The following is an 18820-nucleotide window of genomic DNA, read 5'->3' on the forward strand; positions in this document are numbered from 1 at the left end:
ACCCCGAGATGGTGGGGGAGGTGCTGGACGTGATGGTCAAGCTGGCGCAAGAGGGCATGACCATGATGGTGGTGACGCACGAAATGGGCTTTGCCAAGAAGGTCAGCCACCGCGTGATCTTCATGGACGCCGGCAAAATCGTCGAAGATTGCCGGCGCGACGAGTTCTTCGGGAACCCGGACGCGCGCTCGCCGAGAGCCAAGGAGTTCCTCTCCAAAATCCTGGCCCATTGATACCGATTTGCCTTCAAAGCGATAACTGCGTTGCTGAAGCCTTGCCGTGCTATAGCACTGTCTGCGGCTTCGCGCCTTGTTCTCACTTTGAATGCAAACGGTATGAGTTCTCCTTCCTGAGGTCGCCATCCACCCAGCACAGCCGTCCGGTCCGCCACCATCCCCGCCACACCGCCGGCCCGGGGTGGCCCTGCGGCGCGCGTTGCTGGCGCTGGTGGCACTGGCCCTCGTGGCCGCCTCGGGCTATGGGGTCTACCAGCGCAGCTTCGCCCAGGGCGCGAGCAGCCTGAAGGCGGCCTCCAACGGACGGCTCGATCTGTTCGCCTCGGTGGTGGAGGCCCGTGTGCGGCGCCTGGAGCCGGTGCCGGCGACCGTCCAGCTCAACCCCGCGGTGGTGCGCCTGCTGCAGTCACCCAGCACGGTGCATGCGGCTGCAGCCAACGACTACCTTGTCCGCCTGAACGCCCACCTGGGCAGCCTGGCGGTGTTTGTGCTGGACGTGCGTGGCGTGGTGCTGGCCTCCAGCAACGCGGTGCAGCGCGACGACAGCCTGCGCGGCGAAGACGTCTCCTACCGCCCCTACTACCTGGAAGCGCTGGCCGGGCGTTCGACGCGCCACTTCGCCATCGGCAGCGGGGGCCATGCGGGCTACTTTGCCTCGCACCCCATTTACGACGGCCCTCGCGTGGTCGGGGTGGCGGCCATCAAGATCGGTCTCGAGGCGCTGGAACAGACCTGGCCGATGCTGGGCGCGCCCGCGCTGGTGGCCGACGCCAACCAGGTGGTGATCCTGTCGTCCCAGCCTGCGTGGCGCTACACCTCACTGGCGCCTTTGCCCACCGAACGGCGGGTGGACCTGCAGTTGGCCCAGACCTACGGCTCCCTTCGCCTGCCCCTGTTTCCGTTGCAGGTGGAACTCTCGGTGGACGACGACACGCAGGAGGTGCAGGGCCTGCTGCACGGCGACGAGGCCAAGGTGTCTGCGGCGCTGGGGCAGGCGCGCAACCGGGCGGACTTCATGGTCCTGGGGCGTTCGCTCGATGGCATGGACTGGCGGGTGCTGATCTTCACCAGCCTCGCCGCGGTGCGGCACCAGGCCCTGCTGGACGGCCTGGGCGGCGCTGTGTCCGTGGCCTTCGTGATCCTGCTGGCGCTGTACTGGACGCAGCGCCAGCGCATCGAGCGCCAGAAGCTGAGCGCCAAGCGCCTGCTCGAACAGACCAACGCCGAGCTGGAGCAGGAGGTGGGCCGAAGGACGCAGGAACTCACCGACGCCAACACCCTGCTGCGCAAAGAGGTCGCCGAGCGCGAGCAGACCGAAAAAACCCTGCGCGCCGCGCAGGACGGGCTGGTGCACGCGGGCAAGATGGCCGTGCTGGGCCAGCTGGCGGCCAGCATCACGCACGAGCTCACGCAGCCGCTGGGCGGGATCCGCACCCTGTCGGGCAACGCGGCCGAGTTCATGCGCCGCGGCAACCACGGCGCGGCGCAGGAGAACCTGTCCATCGTGGCCCGGCTGGTCGACCAGATGGCGCGCATCATCGACCCGCTCAAGAGCTTCTCGCGCAAATCGACCGCCTGTCCCGAGGCCACCGACGCCGGCCGCATGGTGGAGCAGGCGCTGTTCCTGTTCCAGCTGCGCCTGCGCCACGAAAAGGTGGAGGCCGACAACCGCTGCCAGCCCGGGCAATGGACGGTGTGGTGCGACGCCAACCGGCTGGAGCAGGTGCTGATCAACCTGATCGGCAACGCGCTCGATGCCCTGCGCGACGCACCGCACAAGCGGCTGCAGATCACGGCCGAACCACTGCCAGCGGCGCAGCCGCCCGCGCTGGCGATCCACGTGCAGGACAGTGGCAAAGGCCTGAGCGAAACCGACCTGGCCCACCTGTTCCAGCCCTTCTACACCACCAAGGCCAGTGGCGCGGGCCTGGGCCTGGGGCTGGTGATCTGCCGCGACATTGCCGCAGAATTCCAGGGTGAACTGCAGGCGCGCAACGTCCCCGGTGGTGGCGCCTGTTTCACGCTCACCGTTCCCCTCTGGTCAGCTTCCATGCACCCGAAAACCCCTGTGACCCCATGAACCGCGCCCTGACCGTGCTTTTGGTGGAAGACGACGCCGCCGTGCAGCTGGGCTGCGTGCAGGCCTTGCAGCTGGCCGACATCCCCGTGCGCGCCTTCGATTCGGCCGAGGCCGTGTTGCCGCACATCGGCCCCGGCCTGGCCGGCGTGATCGTGACCGACATGCGCCTGCCCGGGGCCGACGGCCTCTCGGTGATCTGCGAGGCGCGCGACATCGACCCGGACCTGCCCGTGATCATGATCACCGGCCACGGCGACGTGAACCTCGCCGTCCAGGCCATGCGCAGCGGCGCCTACGACTTCATCCCCAAGCCCTTTTCACCCGAACAACTGGTGGAGGTGGTTCAGCGCGCGCTGGAGAAGCGCCGCCTGACGCTGGAGGTGGCCAACCTGCGCCGCGCGCTCTCGCTCAGCGAAGGCCTGGAAGGCCAACTGGTCGGCCATTCGCCCGCCATCCGCCGCGTGCGCCAGTTGGTGATGGAGGTGGCCGACTCGCCGGTGGACGTGCTCATCCGCGGCGAGACGGGCACTGGCAAAGAGGTGGTGGCCCGCGCCCTGCACGAACATTCGCGGCGCCGCAAGGCGCCCTATGTGGCGCTGAACTGCGGCGGCCTGCCCGACTCGCTGCTCGACAGTGAGCTGTTTGGCCACGAGGCGGGCGCCTTCACCGGGGCGCAGAAACGCCGCATCGGCCGCATCGAACACGCCCACGGCGGCACGCTGTTTCTGGACGAGCTCGAAAGCATGCCACAGGGCGTGCAGGTGAAGCTGCTGCGGGTGCTGCAGGAACGCAGCCTGGAGCGCCTGGGCTCCAACCAGAGTCAGCCGGTGGACGTGCGCGTGGTCGCCGCCACCAAGGACGACCTGCTGGAGCGGGCCCGGCAGGGCAGCTTCCGCGCCGACCTGGTGTACCGGCTGAATGTGGTCAACATCGAGCTGCCTCCCCTGCGCGAGCGCCGCGACGACATCCCCATGCTGCTGGAGCACTTCATGCTGCTGGCGGCCAGCCGCTATGGTCGCCCCCAGCCGACGATTCCCCAGGCCCAGCTGCGCCAGCTCATGGCGCGGGACTGGCCCGGCAACGTGCGCGAGCTGCGCAACGTGGCCGATGCGCTGGTGCTGGGCGTCGGCCCGCAGTGGGTGTCGCCCCACGGGCCGGCACCCGATGCGTCAGGCGACGATGCGCAGCCCACGCTGACCGAAACGGTCGAGCAGTTCGAGCGCAGTTTGATTGCCGATGCCCTGCAACGCCACGCCGGCAACGTGGGCCAGACCGCCAAGGCGCTGAACGTGCCCAAGACCACCCTGGTGGACAAGATCAGGAAACACGGGTTGAGGTAGGCCCACAGCGCTGCATGGGCCCCTTCAGGGCAGCCGTGGAGCTGGCTTTGCCAGGCCACAGGCTGCGTTTCCCCTCCCCCAGGGGGAGACGCGCAGCGGTGCCTCAGCTCAGCGCGCGCAGCACCTCTTCGGCCGTGGCCGGCGCGTTCATCGTCTCGGGCCGGCAGCCCGCCTGCGCCACCGCGTCGCGCAGCGCCTCGTACACGCTGATGGCCAGCATGAACGGGGGCTCGCCCACGGCCTTGCTGCCGTGCACGTTGTCTTCGCGGTTGGCTTCGGGCCAGAGATCGACCTTGAAGTGCGCGGGCACGTCGCCGGTGGCGGGGATCTTGTAGGTGCTGGGCGCGTGGGTTTGTAAATAGCCTGGTAATTTTTTCGCCGGGCCGCCCCAAGAAAAAATGGTCCCCCCCGGGGGGGCTGACGCTTGCGTCAGCTCAGGGGGCTCTTGTTCTTTCCAGACCAACTGCTCGGTGGTGAGCCAGCCCATGCCCTGGATGAAGCCGCCTTCGATCTGGCCGATGTCGATGGCCGGGTTGATGCTGTTGCCCACGTCGTGAAGGATGTCCACCTTGAGCACGCGGTACTCGCCGGTGAGCGTGTCGATGGCGACTTCACTCACCGCGGCACCGTAGGCGAAGTAGTAGAACGGCCGGCCGGTGAGGGTGGTCTTGTCGTAGTGGATCTTGGGTGTGCGGTAGAAGCCGTCGCTCCAGAGCTGGATGCGGTTGGCGTAGGCCGCGCCGACCACGTCTTCAAACCGGCGGAGGCTCTTTTCGGTGATGACATGGCCGCCCTCGAAGCGCACGGCGCCGGCGCCCACACCGTCCAGCCCCGCCACGAAGGCGGCGAGGTTCTGGCGCACCTGGCGCGCCGCGAACTGTGCGGCGCGGCCGTTCAGATCGGTGCCGCTGCTGGCTGCGGTGGCGCTGGCGTTGGGCACCTTGCTGGTGTCGCTCGCGGTGCTGAGCACCTTCTCGAACGGCACGCCGAGTTCGTCGGCCACGATCTGCGCCACCTTGGTGTTCAGGCCCTGGCCCATCTCGGTGCCGCCGTGGTTCACCTGCACGCTGCCGTCGGTGTACACATGCACCAGCGCGCCGGCCTGGTTGAACAGCGTGGCGGTGAAGCTGATGCCGAACTTGACCGGCGTGAGCGCCAGGCCTTTCTTGATGACGGGGCTCTGCGCGTTCCAGGCTTCGATCTGCTCGCGGCGCTCGCGGTAGCCGCTGGTGATGGCCAGGGTGTTGATGAGTGGGTCGAGGATGTTGTCCTCCACCTTCATCTGGTAGTGGGTGGTATCCCGGCGCCGTTCCGGCGCGATTGCGCTCTTTGGCGCGATGACTTCATCGCTGTAGAGGTTGCGCAGCCGCACGTCCAGCGGGTCCAGGCCGAGCGTGCGCGCGATGTCGCTCAGGATGCGCTCGATCACGATCACGCCTTGCGGGCCGCCGAAGCCACGAAACGCGGTGTGGCTCTGCGTGTGGGTCTTGCAGCGGTAGCTGGCCACGGCCACGTCTTCGAGGAAGTAGGCGTTGTCGGCGTGGAAGATCGCGCGGTCGGCCACGGGCCCGGAGAGGTCGGCGCTGAAGCCGCAGTTGACCAGCATCTCCAGCTCCAGCCCGCAGAGCAGGCCGCTGTCATCAAAGCCCACGCGGTAGTGGTAGGCGAAGGGGTGGCGCTTGCCGGTGATCATGAAGTCGTCGTCGCGGTCCAGGCGCAGCTTGACCGGGCACTTGAGCTTGTTCGCGGCGATGGCGGCCCACACGGCCAGGTGGCCGGCCTGCGTTTCCTTGCCACCGAAGCCGCCGCCCATGCGCCGGCATTCGACCGTGACCGCGTGGTTCGACAGGCCCAGCGCGTGCGACACCCAGTGCTGCACCTCGCCCGGGTGCTGGGTGCTGGTGTAGACCCACCACTGGTTCTGTTCCAGCGGCAGCACGTAGGCGATCTGGCCTTCGAGGTAGAAGTGTTCCTGGCCACCGACCTCGAAGCGGCCTTCGAGCTGGTGGGGCGCACGTTTCAAAGCCGCTTTCGCGTCACCGCGTTTCACGTGCACCGGCGGCAGCACATAACTTTCCAGCGCGTGCGCTTCGTGCACGCTGAGCACGGCGGGCTGTTCTTCAATGTGCAGCTTCACCAGCCGGGCGGCACGGCGCGCGGTCATCACGTCGTCGGCCACCACCAGCGCCACCACCTGGCCGATGAACATCACCGTGTCGGTGGCGAACACCGGTTCGTCGTGTGCGAAGGCGGCCAAGGTGGTGTCGCCGGGGATGTCGCCCGCGTCGATCACCGCGCGCACGCCGGGCAGGGCCAGCGCGGCGGACACGTCCACGCTGCGCAGGACGCCGTGTGCCACGGGCGAACACACCGGCGCCGCGTGCAGCGTGCCACGCACTTCGGGGATGTCGTCGATGTAGGTGGCGGCGCCGGCCACCTGGGCGCGGGCGCTTTCGTGAACACGCGATTGGCCGGCGGCCCGGGTGTTGTTGGCCACGAGTTTCAGATCGGGCGCGTTCATGCGAGCACCTCCAGTGTCTTGAGGTTTTCCAGGTTGATGCCTTGCCGGCCCTGGCTCTCCAGCCAGAAGCGCTGCAGCAGGTTGCCCAGCACGGTCTGGCGGTAGGCGGCGCTGGCGCGCATGTCGCTGATGGGCTGGAACTCGGCGCGCAGCGCGGCGGCGGCGGCCATCACGGTGTCGGCGTTCCAGGGTTGGCCGAGCAGGGCGGCTTCGGTCTGGTGCGCGCGGGCAGGCGTGGCGGCCACGCCGCCGGCGCCGATGGAGACCTGGTGCACCACGCCCGCTTTCACGGTCATCTGGATGGCGAGGCAGACTGCGGAAATGTCGTCGTCGAAGCGTTTGCTGATTTTGTAGACGCGCATGAATTCCTGGCTTTCGGCCGGCGGGCAGGCGGGCGAGCCCTCACCCCCGCCCTCTCCCAGAGGGAGAGGGAGTGAATGGCCCCCTCTCCCTCTGGCGGGAGAGGGTTGGGGTGAGGGGGCTCCCGGCCGAGGCACCTTGATCCAGCACAGCAGCTCGTCCGCCCGCATCACATTGGTTCGGTACCCGGTGTACAGATCTTCCAGTCGCAGTTCGCGGTGGACGATCTTGCCGCCCGCGGCGGTCTTTTTCCAGCGCATCAGCACCACGCTGGCGCCCAGCGCGATCAGCAGCGGCATCGAGTCGCCAATCGGCGAACCGTTGGCGACGTTGCCGCCCAGCGTGCCCGAGTTGCGCACCGGCAGGCCGGCGAAGCGCTGGCCGAAGGTCTTGAGCTGGGGGCGCTCTTTCACCAGCGCGGCAAAGGCGTCGGTCAGCGAAACGGCCGCGCCGATGGCGATGTGGTTCGGATAGGTCTCCACCCGCTGTAGCTCGCGTGCGGCCGTCACGTCGAGCACGCGGTCAAAGCGCTTGTGCAGCTTGGTGACCCACAGGCCCACGTCGGTGCAGCCGGCCACGACCTGGGCCTTGGGGAACTTCGCGCGCTGTTGCAGCAGCGCAGCGAGGGTGGTGGGGCGCAGGTAGGCCTCGTCGCCGGTTTGTTTGGGTTTCAGCGTCTTGAGCGCGGCGAGTGTGGCCGCTTCGTCCACCCCGCAGCCGGCGGGCAAGGGCAGGCTGCCCATTTTTTCAGCGGCGTCGAGGATGGGGCGGTAGCCGGTGCAGCGGCAGAGGTTGCCCGACAGGTCGATCTGCGTCTGCTCCCTGGAAATGGCCTGACCGTTCTGGTGGTTCTGGTACATGCCAAACAGGCTCATCACGAAACCCGGCGTGCAGAAGCCGCACTGGCTGCCGTGGCACTGCACCATGGCCTCCTGCGCGGGATGCAGTTCGCCAGCAGGTGAGGCGATGTCTTCAGCGGTCCACACCGCCATGCCATCCACCGAAGCGGCCAGCCGGATGCAGCTGTTGATGGCCCGGTATTGCAGTTTTCCGTTGACCGATTCACCCAGCACCACGGTGCAGGCGCCGCAGTCGCCCTCGCCACAGCCCTCCTTGGTGGCGGTGAGGTTCAGGTCCTCGCGCAGCACCTCCAGCAGGGTGCGGTCGGGTGCCACATGGTGGAGCGTCACGGCCTGGCCGCGGCGGATGAATCTCAGGGTTTGTGCGGAGATTTTGGAATTCATGCGCGCCAGCATAGCGCTCACCCCATGGCACAACATATGCTCAGCCGTATGAGCAGAATGCCCTAACCACCATCCGCACGCATAGTCTTGGGTATGAAATACGTGTCCATGTTCGACAAGATTGACCTGCACCTGATCCGCGTGCTGCACACCGTGCTCACCGAGCGCAGCGTGTCGCGCGCGGCGCTGCGCCTGGGCATGTACCAGCCGGCGGTCAGTGCGGCGCTCAAGCGCCTGCGCGAGCTGGCCGGAGACCCCCTTCTGGTGCGCTCGGGTGCCAGCATGGTGCCCACCGTGGCGGGCCTTCGCATGATCGAACCGGCGGCCGACATCCTGCGCAACGCGGAGATGCTGTTTTCCGACGCGCGCGCCTTCGACCCGGCCACGGCGCACCACACCTTCAGCCTGGCCGCCAGCGATTACCTGGACCCGCTGTTCCTGCCGCAGCTGGTGACGCAGCTCAAGACCCTCTCGCCCCATTGCTCCATCGAGATCCACCCGCTCTCCGCCGACGCCGACTACCGCAACCACCTGGCCCAGGGGCATTACGACGTGGTGATCGGCAACTGGCCCAAGCCGCCCGACGACCTGCACCTGGGCCGCCTGTTTGGCGACGAGGTGGTGAGCCTGGTGTCCACCCAGCACCCGGCGGCCCGCCGAGGCTGGGACGTGGAGGCCTGGCTGGCGGCCGAACACATCGCACCGACGCCCACCCACCCGGGCGCGCGCGGCGTGATCGACGACCACCTGGCCGCCAAGGGCCTGGTGCGCAACATCACCGCTCGCTGCCCGCATTTCGGTCTCATCCCGGCCATGGTGGCGGGCACTTTGCTGGTGCTCACCACCGGGCGGCAGTACGCCGAGCGTTTCACCGGTGTGTTGCCGGTGAAGGTGCTGAGCTGCCCCGTGCCGTTCCCCCGAATGATGTATTACCAGCTCTGGCACGAGCGCACCCACGCGTCGAACGCCGGGCGCTGGCTGCGCGAGCAGATCAAGAGCGTGGCGGCTTCGCTGCGCCGCCCAGAAGCCGACGCGGCTGCAGCTTGAACACCAGAGGAGAACCTGTGACCACGTCCCGACTGCAACTCACCGGCATCACCAAACGCTACCCCGGTGTGGTGGCCAACAGCGGCGTCTCGCTCAGCGTGGCACCGGGCCAGATCCACGCCGTGCTGGGCGAGAACGGCGCCGGCAAGTCCACGCTGATGAAGATCATCTACGGCTCGGTCAAGCCCGACGAGGGCTCGGTCATGTTCAACGGCCGGCCGGTGCACGTGCGCAACCCGCAGGAAGCGCGGGCACTCGGCATCAGCATGGTGTTCCAGCACTTCAGCCTGTTCGACACGCTGACCGTGGCCGAAAACGTGTGGTTGGGGCTGGACAAGTCGCTCACGCTCGTCGAGGTCAGCGCGAGCATCGACGTCACCGCATCGGCGTACGGGCTGGACATCGATCCCAAGCGCCCGGTGCACACGCTCAGCGTGGGCGAGATGCAGCGCGTGGAGATCATCCGCGCACTGTTGACCCGCCCGCAACTGCTGATCCTCGACGAGCCCACCTCGGTGCTGACGCCGCAGGCGGTGGAGAAGCTCTTCATCGTGCTCAACAAGCTGGCAGCCGAGGGCTGCAGCATCCTCTACATCAGCCACAAGCTGCACGAAATCCGCGAGCTGTGCACCGCCTGCACGGTGTTGCGCGGCGGCCAGGTGACCGGCGTGTGCGACCCGCGCGAAGAAAGCAACGCCTCGCTCTCGCGCCTGATGATCGGTGCCGAGCCACCGGCTTTGAACGTGCGCGAACTCAAGGTGGGTGCCACGGTGATGGAAGTCAAAGGCCTCAGCATGCCCAGCGATGATCCGTTCGGCACCGATTTGCACGACATCGCCTTGACCGTGCGCGCGGGCGAGGTGGTGGGTATCGCGGGCGTGTCGGGCAACGGCCAGGCCGAGCTGCTGTTTGCCCTTTCGGGCGAAGACACCCACGCGCCGGCCGGCAGCATCTCAGTGAGCGGCAAAGACGTTTCGCGCTTCGCACCCGGGCGCCGCCGCGCGCTGGGCCTGCATTTCGTGCCCGAAGAGCGCCTGGGCCGCGGGGCCGTGCCCACGCTCTCGCTCGCGCACAACCTGCTGCTCTCGCGCCGCGACACGCTGGGCGCAGGCGGCTGGCTCCGTCTCGCCGCGCTCAAGGCCCAGGCGGCCGACATCATCCAACGCTACAACGTCAAGGCCAACGGCCCGGACGCGGCGGCCAAGTCGCTCTCGGGCGGCAACCTGCAAAAGTTCATCGTTGGCCGAGAGATCGAAGCCAAGCCGAAACTGCTCATCGTGAGCCAGCCCACCTGGGGTGTGGACGTGGGCGCTTCGGCGCAGATCCGCGGCGAAATCCTCGCGTTGCGCGACGCGGGCTGCGCGGTGCTGGTGGTGAGCGAAGAGCTGGACGAGCTGTTCGAGATCAGCGACCGCCTGCACGTGATCGCCAAAGGCCGGCTCTCGCCGAGCCTGAACCGGGCCGAGGCCACCATTGAGCGCATCGGTGAGTGGATGTCCGGCCTCTGGGACACCAGCCACAACAACAAGAAGGAGACCGCCCATGCTGCGGCTTGAAGTCCGTCCCCAACCGTCGGCGCGCTGGGGTTATGGCTCGCCGCTGCTGGCGCTGGCCATCACGGTGGTGATCGGTGTGATCCTGTTTGCGCTGCTGGGTAAAGACCCGGTGCGTGGCCTGCAGGTGTTCTTCTGGGAGCCGCTCAAAAGCGGCTATGCGATTTCGGAGCTGATGGTCAAGGCCACGCCGTTGCTGATCATCGCGCTCGGGCTGGCGGTGTGTTTCCGCTCCAACGTGTGGAACATCGGCGCCGAAGGGCAGTTCGTCATCGGCGCGGTGTTCGCGGCTGGCGTGGCGCTGCTGGCCGGGCCCGACACCGGGCGCTGGATCGTGGTGGCCATCCTGCTCGCGGGCGTGCTGGGCGGCATGTTCTGGGCTGGCATCACCGCGCTGCTGCGCGACCGCTTCAACGCCAACGAAATCCTGGTCAGCCTGATGCTGGTCTACGTGGCGATCCAGGTGCTGAACTTTCTGGTCTACGGCCCCTGGAAAGACCCGCTGGGCTACAACTTCCCGCAGACCAAAACCTTCGACGCAGTGACGCAGATCCCCAAGCTGATGCAGGGTTCGCGCGTGAACATCGGCCTGCTGCTGGCGCTGGCCGGCGTGGCCGCGGTCTGGGTGTTTCTGTTCCGCACCTACGCCGGTTTCGCACAGCTGGTGGGGGGCCTGGCCCCGGCGGCGGCGCGTTACGCCGGCTTCTCCTCACGCAAGGCGCTGTGGATCGCGCTGCTCACCTCAGGCGGCGCGGCCGGCCTGGCCGGTGCGCTGGAGGTGGCGGGGCCGATTGGCCAGCTCACGCCCTACGTGCCGGCGGGCTACGGCTTCGCCGCGATCATCGTGGCCTATGTGGGGCGGCTGCACCCGGTGGGCATCGTGTTCTCGGCCATCCTGATGAGCATGTTCTACATCGGCGGTGAGCTGGCGCAGTCGCGCATGGGTCTGCCCAAATCGATCACCGGGGTGTTCCAGGGGCTGCTGCTGTTTGCGCTGCTGGCCTGCGACACGCTGATCGCCTACAGGGTCAGATTCACCCCCGCCGCGCTGCGCGCGACCCCCTCAAGGGGGCGGCACCAGCAGCCCGGCGAAGCCGGTTCTGCGGTGCCCCTGGGTGCGGCATCTGCTGCTCAGACGACCACGGCTTCGAGTGCCGTTCAGACAGGGGAGAAGTGATCATGGAATCCATCGCACTCCTGATTGGCGCCTCACTCAACGCGGGCACGGTGCTGGCCATCGCTTCGCTGGGCCTGCTGATCAACGAGAAAGCCGGCATCGTCAACCTGGGCGCCGAGGGCCTGATGCTGTGCGCGGCGCTGGCCGGCTTTGCCACCGTGGTGCACACCGGCAGCACCGTGGCCGGTTTTGCGGCTGGCATGGCGGTGGGCGCCTTGCTGGCCGGTGTGTTCGGTGTGCTGGTGATCTGGCTCAACACCAACCAGTACGCTACCGGGCTGGCACTGTCGCTCTTCGGCGCGGGGTTTTCGGCCTTCGCGGGCACCAGCTTCGTGCAGGCCAAGCTGCCTTCGCTGACGCCGTTCGCGATTCCCGTGCTGGCCGACATCCCGCTGCTCGGCCCCATGCTGTTCCGCCACCACCCCATGGTCTACCTCTGTGTGGGCATCGTGTTCGGACTGATCTGGTTCCTGTACCGCACGCGCGCCGGGCTGGTGCTGCGCAGCGTGGGCGAGAGCCCGGAGTCGGCCCACGCGCTGGGGTATCCGGTGCGCCGCATCCGCCTCATGGCCGTGATGGCGGGTGGCTCGCTCTGTGGCCTGGCCGGGGCCTATGTGTCCACCGTCTACACACCGCTGTGGGTCGAGGGCATGATCGCCGGCAAGGGCTGGATCGCGCTGGCGCTCACCACCTTCGCCACCTGGCGACCGGCACGCGTGTTGCTCGGTGCGTACCTGTTTGGTTTCGTGACCATGCTGCAATTTCACCTGCAGGGCATCGGTGTCAACGTGCCCAGCCAGTTCCTGACCATGATGCCGTACCTGGCCACTATCGTCGTGCTGGTGCTGATCTCGCGCAACCCGACCTGGATCCGCATCAACATGCCGACTTCGATCGGGAAGCCCTTCTACCCGGGCGCATAATTTCTCCCTGTTTCCGTTTCCCAAACCACCATCTCCAACAAGAGGTTTCCATGACAGAACTGAGCAAACGTTCCCTGATCAAGGCCTTCGCGCTGACCGCGCTGGCCAGTGCCACGCTGATCGGCTGCGGCAAGAAGGAAGAAGCGGCCGCTCCGGCCGCTGCGCCCGCACCGGCGCCGGCCGTTGCTGAGGCACCGAAGGCCGAGCCTTTGAAGATTGCGTTTGCCTACGTGGGCCCGGTGGGTGACGGTGGCTGGACCTTTGCCCACGACAACGCCCGAAAGGCGGTGGAAGCCGAGTTCGGCGACAAGATCGTGACCAGTTTTGTTGAAGGCGTGCCAGAAGGCCCCGACGCCGAGCGCGTGATCCGCGACATGGCGACCCAGGGCAACAAGCTGATTTTCGGCACCACCTTCGGCTACATGGAGCCCATGCTGAAAGTGGCGCCCGACTTCAAGGACGTGAAGTTCGAGCACGCCACCGGCTACAAGACGGCCGAGAACATGCGCACCTACGACAGCCGCACCTACGAAGGCGCGTACATGGCCGGCGTGATCGCCGGCTCCATGACCAAGACCAACACCCTGGGCGTGGTGGCCTCGATCCCAATTCCCGAAGTGATCCGCAACATCAACAGCTTCACGCTGGGTGCACAGTCGGTCAACCCCAAGGTCAAGACCAAGGTGGTGTGGGTCAACGGCTGGTTCGACCCACCGAAAGAAACCGAAGCCGCGACGTCGCTGATCAACGGCGGCGCCGACGTGCTGATGCAGAACACCGACTCGCCCGCCGTGCTCAAGACGGCCGAAGAAAAGGGCAAGCGCGCCTTTGGCTGGGACTCCGACATGACCGCCTACGGCCCCAAGGCCCACCTGGGTTCGGCCGTGATCAACTGGGCGCCTTACTACAAGAAGGCCGTCAAAGACGCGCTCGAAGGCACCTGGAGCACCGGTGGCGTGTGGTGGGGCCACAAAGAGGGCGCGATCGACATGGTGTCCATTGCTGAAGACGTGCCGGCCGACACCAAGGCCAAGATCGACACCATCAAGGCGGGCCTGAAGGACGGCAGCTTCTCGATCTGGAAGGGCCCGATCATGGACCAGGCGGGCAAGGAAGTGCTGGCCAAGGATGTGGTCGCCGACGACAAGTTCCTGGGCGGCGTGAAGTTCTATGTGAAGGGTGTTGAAGGCAAGCTGCCGAACTGAGGCCCCCCCGCGCCGCTTCGCGTCACCCCCCGAGGGGGCGATGCGAGTGGCCCGGCGGAGCCGGTTCCACCGCATCCTGGGCAAGGCATCTCGCGTCGGACGCGGTGCCAAACCAACACAGCCGGGTCGGTGGCGCCGACAATCCAAGCCGCTGCCCTGCAGCGGCTTTTTTCATGGGAGCTTTGCATGATCGAGAAGCAACTCTGGCACCCGGTGATGGCGTGCATGCACCTGCGGGAGGAGCCCGCGGCGGTGGAGCTGCTGGGAACCTCGCTGGTGCTCTGGCGCGAGCCTGCGCACGACCACGCGCACGAGCCTGTCGTGCACGCCTGGGTCGACCGCTGCCCGCATCGGGGTGCGAAGCTGTCGCTGGGGCGGGTGCTGAACCACCTGCACGGTGCCCGGCTGGAGTGCCCCTATCACGGCTGGCAATTTGCTGGCGACATGGCGGCCCGCCCGGCGCACGGTGAGTCGCTGGCGGTCGGTCGCTGCGTGCACGTGCCGGCGTCGCCCACCTTCGAGCCGCCCGCCTCGCACTGCGCGACGGCGTTTGAGGCGGTCGAGCGCCACGGCCTGGTGTGGGTGCGACTGGAGCGCCCGGACCGCACCCTGGTGCCCGCGGTGTTGACGGAACCCCCGGTGTTCGAGCCCTGGACCGACCCGGTCTGGCGCCAGCTCATCTGCGGCCCCTACGAGGTGCAGACCAGCGCACCGCGTCTGGTGGAAAACTTCCTTGACCTGAGCCACTTTGGTTTTGTGCACGAGGGCTGGCTGGGCGCGCGCAGCCACGCGCAGGTGGACACCGGGCGCGTGGAAGAGGGCGGGGCTGGCGTGGCGGTGCGCGACTGCAAGGCCTGGCAGCCCAAGGGCTACGCCGGCGCCGAAGAGGGTGGCTGGGTGGCCTACCGGTATGAGGTGCCCCACCCCTTCTCGGCCATCCTGCACAAGGACGCGACCGAGGGCGACCCGGTGAGCAACGCCATCGCGCTCTTCATCCGCCCCGACGGCTCCGAGGCCTGCACCGCCTGGTTCGCCATGGCCACGCTGGGCGACCTGTCGGACGACGAAGAGCTGCGTGCTTTCCAGGACGCCGTGTTCGCGCAGGACCGGCCCATCGTCGAATCGCAGCAACCCAAGACCCTGCCCATCGGCAAGGACAGCGGGATCGGTGAGGTGCACGGCCCGGCCGACCGAATGTCCAATGCCTACCGCCGCTACCTGACCCGACTCGGCGTCTCGTTGGGCGTGTGCTGAACCTCCTGAAAATCGGAGGCACGCCACCGGGTGCATCGGTCGGAGGCGTGACCCTGCTGACTGCCCCGGGAAACAAGTTCTTGAGTGCTTTTCACAGCTGGACCGTGGCGCGAAGCGCCCACCAGTGGACAAGCGCGTACAGGCCGCAGATCAGCGATGAGCCGAGCATGAAGGGGGTGCGCATCGTCGCCATCCAGGGTGCCAACCCCATCACCGCAACGGCGCGAACGGCATAGACCCCGGTGATCGCCCACACCACCTCGCGGCGCCACGGCAGGGCTTCGAAGCGCCCGTCCAGCGACAGTGTGTAGAGCCCAAAGCCTGCCAGTGCCAACGCGATGCCTGCGGTGAGCAGCGCGGGTCCGGGGCGGCCTTGCTCTGCCCACCGCGCCATCCGCTCGCCGGCACCAAAGAACCGGTACCAGGCGGGGCCGCCGATGATGATGGCGATGTGCAGGGCCGCAGCCAGAAAGTCCAGGCCAGCGGCCCATGCCGAGGGGGTCACGACGGCTTCCCCTGGGCTGCCAGCAGCAGGTACAGGGTGTGATCCATCTGCGTCGCGTCCTCGGGCGTGACGAGGGTCGGCAGGTGCTGGATGCCGATCAGTTGCGCGTAGCCCATCCTGGCCATCAAACGGGCCTGTGACGGAGCCACCCCCATGCCTTGCGCGAGGTCCGTCAGGTAGGCGATGCGCTGGGCGTCGACGGCCTGCACCGTGGCGGCCACCTCGGGATGGCTGTTGCCCCAGGCCCGCAAGGCCACTTCGGGTCTCATGTCTTTGCTGAACACCAGCTGGCTCAGACGCTCGCTGCGCAAGCGCGGGTCGTCGAGCACGGCCACCGTATCGATGAGCTGCTGCGTGTAGGTGTTTTTCCAGTGGGCGAGCAGGGCGCTCACGTAGGCGGGCTGGCTGGCGAAGTGGTGATAGAACGACCCTTTCGTCACACCCAGCGCGTGGCACAGAGTGTCGATCCGGATTTGCTGCGGACCGCCATCGCCGAGCAGATGCAGGCCTTTTTCCAGCCAGTCGTTGCGGGTGAGGGGTGCGGCCATGTTCAGGTGGCGCTCTGGGGCTGGCGGGGCGGCCAGGCCATGCGCAGGCCCAGCGCGACAAACAGCCAGGCACCCGAGATGGGCAGCACATAGGCCACAAGCAGGCCCATGAGCAACAGCGCCCAGCCCAACGAGGACGCGACGGTGCCCACACGGTCCAGCCATTGCTGCATCAGCCAGCCCAGCAACACCCATGAAACGCCCGCCACCTGAAACCACAGGGCGGCGAACCGGTCCATGTGCATCACGCCCGAGCGCTCAATGCTGTGCCACCAGCCCGCCTCGCCCCACGCCGCCAGGATGCCCCAGCTGAGCAGCAGGCCAATCGCGCAATGGATCACGCCAATGGCCGCGAGCAGCCAGCCACCACGTCGGTATGCCCACATGAAAACCCCCCGTTCGATGGATTGAAAAGACGAAACATACCATATGGTATGGTATTCATGACGCATCCTCAAAGAACGGTTCAAAGATCTCTCTGCGTATCATCTGCGGAGCACACCCTTCCAGAGAGACGCCCTGCCATGAACGCCATCGAACTCGCCCGCGCCATCCCCAAAGCCGAGCTGCACATCCACATCGAAGGATCGCTGGAACCCGAGTTGATCTTCGAACTCGCTCAGCGCAACGGCGTGAGCCTGCCCTACGCTAGCGTGGAGGCCCTGCGCGCGGCCTATGCCTTCACCGACCTGCAGAGCTTTCTGGACATCTATTACGCCGGTGCCAGCGTGCTGCTGCAGGCGCAGGACTTCCACGACATGGCCTGGGCCTACTTCTTGCGCGCGAAGGCGGACCACGTGATCCACACCGAGTTGTTCTTTGATCCGCAGACCCACACCGCGCGCGGCGTGCCCATGGGCATCGTGATCGAAGGCCTGTCGGGCGCGTGCCAAAAGGCCGAAGCGGAGCTGGGCATCAGCTCGGCGCTGATCCTGTGCTTCCTGCGCCACCTGAGCGAAGACGATGCTTTCGCCACGCTGGAGGCGGCGTTGCCGTACCGTGAGCACTTCATCGGCGTGGGGCTGGACTCCAGCGAGATGGGCCACCCGCCGGAGAAGTTTGAACGCGTGTTCGCGCGCTGCCGCGAGCTGGGCCTGCACCTGGTGGCCCACGCGGGCGAAGAGGGGCCGCCCGAGTACATGTGGCAGGCCATCGACCTGCTCAAGGTGCAGCGCATCGACCACGGCGTGGCCGCGCTGCAGGACCCGCTGCTCATGGCCGAGCTAGCCCACACGCGCCTGCCGCTCACGGTGTGCCCGCTGTCCAACCTCAAGCTCTGCGTGGTGGACGACCTGCGCGACCTCCCGCTGAAGAAGATGCTCGACGCCGGCTTGTGCGTCACCATCAACTCCGACGACCCGGCCTACTTCGGTGGCTACATGAACGCCAACTTCGAGCAGACCACCCAGGCGCTGGCCTTGAGCCGGGAGGACGTGGTCCAGCTCGCAAAGAACAGCTTCGAGGCCAGCTTCATCAGCGCCGAGCGGCGCGCGGACTGCCTGGCAGCCTTGAGCAAGGCCGTGAAGGGCTGAGCGCCGGGCGGTAAAATCAGCAGCCCAGCGAGCCGGTGCTTCCCCGGCTCGCTTTTTTGTTCAACCGGAAGCCATGTAGAGGAACACCATGTACAAAAACCTCGTGGCCCGGCGCGCCTGCGCCTTGGCGGTCACCAGCTTTTTTTTCTCTTTTTCATTCACCGCACAGGCCCAGACGGCCGCCACGGCGAGCGCACCGCTCAAGGCGGCGTTCGTCTACGTGGCACCGCTCACCGAAGCCGGCTGGGTGCGCCAGCACGACCAGGGCCGCCAAGCCGTGGAGGCGGCATTGCCCGGCAAGGTGGTCACCACCTACGTGGAAAACGTGGCCGAAGGCCCGGACGCCGAGCGCGTGATCCGCGACCTGGCGATGCAGGGCCACCAGATCATCTTCACCCCCAGCTTCGGCTACATGGAGCCCACGCTCAAGGTGGCGCGCGAGTTCCCCGGCGTGAAGTTCGAGTCCGTGACCGGCTACAAGACGGCGCCCAATGTGGCCACGTCCAACGCGCGCTACTACGAAGGCCGCTACCTCGCCGGCATCGCTGCCGGACGTCTGGCCACGCAGGCCGGTTACGTGGCGGGTTTCCCGATTCCCGAGGTGGTGCAGGGCATCAACGCGTTCACGCTGGGCATGCGCTCGGTGAACCCCAAGGCCACGGTGCGTGTGGTCTGGCTCGGTGAGTGGTTCAACCCCACGCGTGAGCGCGACGCCGCGATGTCGCTCATGAACCAGGGCGCCGAGGTGCTGGCCTTTCACACCGGCTCCAACGCCGTGATGGTGGCGGCGCAGGAACGCGGCAAGTTGGCCGTGGCCTACCACTCCGACATGCGCAAGGTGGCGCCCGACGCACAGATCGCCGCCGTGACCCACCTCTGGGGCGACTACTACACCCGCCGCGTCCAGGCCGTGATCGACGGCAACTGGAAGAGCGAGAGCGTCTGGGGTGGCGTGAAGGACGGCATGATCCGCGTCGATGCCTTTGGCAGCAAGGTGCCCGCTGCGGTGCAGGCCGAGGTGCAGAAGCGCCAAGCCGAGATGGCCGCCGGGCAACTGCCGGTGTTTGCGGGCGGCAAGGCCGGCGTGAAGGACAACACGGGCCAGCTGGCGATCCCGGCCGGCAAGGCCCTGGGCGACGCCGATATCCTGGGGATGAACTGGCTCGCCGAGGGTGTGATCGGCCAGATCGCGCGCTGAAGGCGGGCGCCCGGAGCGTGACTTGTGTCACGCCGAATGGAGGCTATTGGCCCATCGGTATACCGGTCCAGGGCGGCGCGGCTAAGCTCGGCCGCAC

The 18820-nt window shown here is 67.2% G+C and carries 15 protein-coding genes and 1 pseudogene; 11 read left to right on the forward strand and 5 right to left on the reverse strand.

Annotated features, from left to right (window positions below; translation table 11 throughout):
• The 3 genes and pseudogenes from B0E41_RS15585 to B0E41_RS15595 all read left to right on the forward strand — a co-directional run.
• Positions 1-233 (forward strand): annotated as a pseudogene (locus tag B0E41_RS15585) (amino acid ABC transporter ATP-binding protein); the annotation flags it as partial.
• Between the two features lie 184 nt (positions 234-417).
• The gene (locus B0E41_RS15590; RefSeq protein ID WP_077332079.1) at positions 418-2316 is read left to right on the forward strand and encodes an ATP-binding protein; all 1899 of its coding nucleotides are present in this window, start codon (positions 418-420) and stop codon (positions 2314-2316) included.
• Entirely contained in the window at positions 2313-3656 is a 1344-nt protein-coding gene (locus B0E41_RS15595; RefSeq protein ID WP_077332080.1) for a sigma-54 dependent transcriptional regulator, read from the forward strand. The genes B0E41_RS15590 and B0E41_RS15595 overlap by 4 nt, the downstream gene beginning before the upstream one ends.
• Positions 3657-3759: 103 nt before the next feature.
• Here the strand turns inward: B0E41_RS15595 and xdhB are convergent, their stop codons facing one another.
• Positions 3760-6177 carry a xanthine dehydrogenase molybdopterin binding subunit gene (xdhB, locus tag B0E41_RS15600; protein WP_077332081.1) on the reverse strand — a complete coding sequence of 806 codons (2418 nt, stop codon included), beginning with the start codon at positions 6175-6177 and terminating at the stop codon, positions 3760-3762.
• The gene (locus tag B0E41_RS15605) at positions 6174-7781 is read right to left on the reverse strand and encodes an FAD binding domain-containing protein (RefSeq protein WP_077332145.1); all 1608 of its coding nucleotides are present in this window, start codon (positions 7779-7781) and stop codon (positions 6174-6176) included. The genes xdhB and B0E41_RS15605 overlap by 4 nt, the downstream gene beginning before the upstream one ends.
• Positions 7782-7874: 93 nt before the next feature.
• Here B0E41_RS15605 and B0E41_RS15610 point away from each other — a divergent pair, with 93 nt between their 5' ends.
• The 6 genes from B0E41_RS15610 (at position 7875) to B0E41_RS15635 (ending at position 14940) form a co-directional block, all read left to right on the forward strand.
• Positions 7875-8828 carry a LysR family transcriptional regulator gene (locus B0E41_RS15610; protein ID WP_077332082.1) on the forward strand — a complete coding sequence of 318 codons (954 nt, stop codon included), beginning with the start codon at positions 7875-7877 and terminating at the stop codon, positions 8826-8828.
• Between the two features lie 17 nt (positions 8829-8845).
• On the forward strand, positions 8846-10384 hold the full coding sequence (locus B0E41_RS15615; protein ID WP_253194913.1) for an ABC transporter ATP-binding protein: 1539 nt from the start codon (positions 8846-8848) through the stop codon (positions 10382-10384).
• Positions 10371-11558 carry an ABC transporter permease gene (locus B0E41_RS15620; protein ID WP_077332084.1) on the forward strand — a complete coding sequence of 396 codons (1188 nt, stop codon included), beginning with the start codon at positions 10371-10373 and terminating at the stop codon, positions 11556-11558. The genes B0E41_RS15615 and B0E41_RS15620 overlap by 14 nt, the downstream gene beginning before the upstream one ends.
• A 2-nt stretch (positions 11559-11560) precedes the next feature.
• Positions 11561-12481: an ABC transporter permease gene (locus B0E41_RS15625; protein ID WP_077332085.1), complete on the forward strand. Its 921-nt coding sequence runs from the start codon at positions 11561-11563 to the stop codon at positions 12479-12481.
• Between the two features lie 50 nt (positions 12482-12531).
• Positions 12532-13686: a BMP family ABC transporter substrate-binding protein gene (locus B0E41_RS15630; protein ID WP_077332086.1), complete on the forward strand. Its 1155-nt coding sequence runs from the start codon at positions 12532-12534 to the stop codon at positions 13684-13686.
• Positions 13687-13872: 186 nt separating this feature from the next.
• Positions 13873-14940 (forward strand): aromatic ring-hydroxylating dioxygenase subunit alpha, encoded by a 1068-nt coding sequence (locus tag B0E41_RS15635; RefSeq protein WP_077332087.1) that lies wholly within the window; start codon positions 13873-13875, stop codon positions 14938-14940.
• A 91-nt stretch (positions 14941-15031) separates the two neighbouring features.
• Here B0E41_RS15635 and B0E41_RS15640 read toward each other — a convergent pair whose 3' ends face one another.
• From B0E41_RS15640 to B0E41_RS27155, 3 genes are read right to left on the reverse strand one after another with little or no spacing between them, the layout of a single operon-like run.
• Positions 15032-15445, reverse strand: coding sequence for a hypothetical protein (locus B0E41_RS15640; protein WP_077332088.1), 414 nt, complete (start codon positions 15443-15445; stop codon positions 15032-15034).
• Positions 15442-15993 carry a TetR/AcrR family transcriptional regulator gene (locus tag B0E41_RS15645; RefSeq protein WP_171984783.1) on the reverse strand — a complete coding sequence of 184 codons (552 nt, stop codon included), beginning with the start codon at positions 15991-15993 and terminating at the stop codon, positions 15442-15444. Before B0E41_RS15645 ends, B0E41_RS15640 begins: the two co-directional genes overlap by 4 nt.
• A gap of 2 nt (positions 15994-15995) precedes the next feature.
• Positions 15996-16379, reverse strand: a complete 384-nt coding sequence (locus B0E41_RS27155; protein ID WP_171984784.1) for a DUF6463 family protein — start codon at positions 16377-16379, stop codon at positions 15996-15998.
• A 138-nt stretch (positions 16380-16517) separates the two neighbouring features.
• On the opposite strand from B0E41_RS27155, the gene B0E41_RS15650 reads away from it, so the two are divergent.
• Both B0E41_RS15650 and B0E41_RS15655 read left to right on the forward strand, forming a co-directional pair.
• Entirely contained in the window at positions 16518-17525 is a 1008-nt protein-coding gene (locus B0E41_RS15650; RefSeq protein WP_077332090.1) for an adenosine deaminase, read from the forward strand.
• A gap of 88 nt (positions 17526-17613) precedes the next feature.
• A complete protein-coding gene (locus B0E41_RS15655) occupies positions 17614-18723 on the forward strand; it encodes a BMP family ABC transporter substrate-binding protein (RefSeq protein ID WP_077332091.1) in 1110 nt (369 codons plus the stop codon).
• Positions 18724-18820 lie beyond the last annotated feature (97 nt).

The sequence above is a fragment of the Hydrogenophaga sp. A37 genome, assembly GCF_002001205.1.
GTDB lineage: Bacteria > Pseudomonadota > Gammaproteobacteria > Burkholderiales > Burkholderiaceae_C > Hydrogenophaga.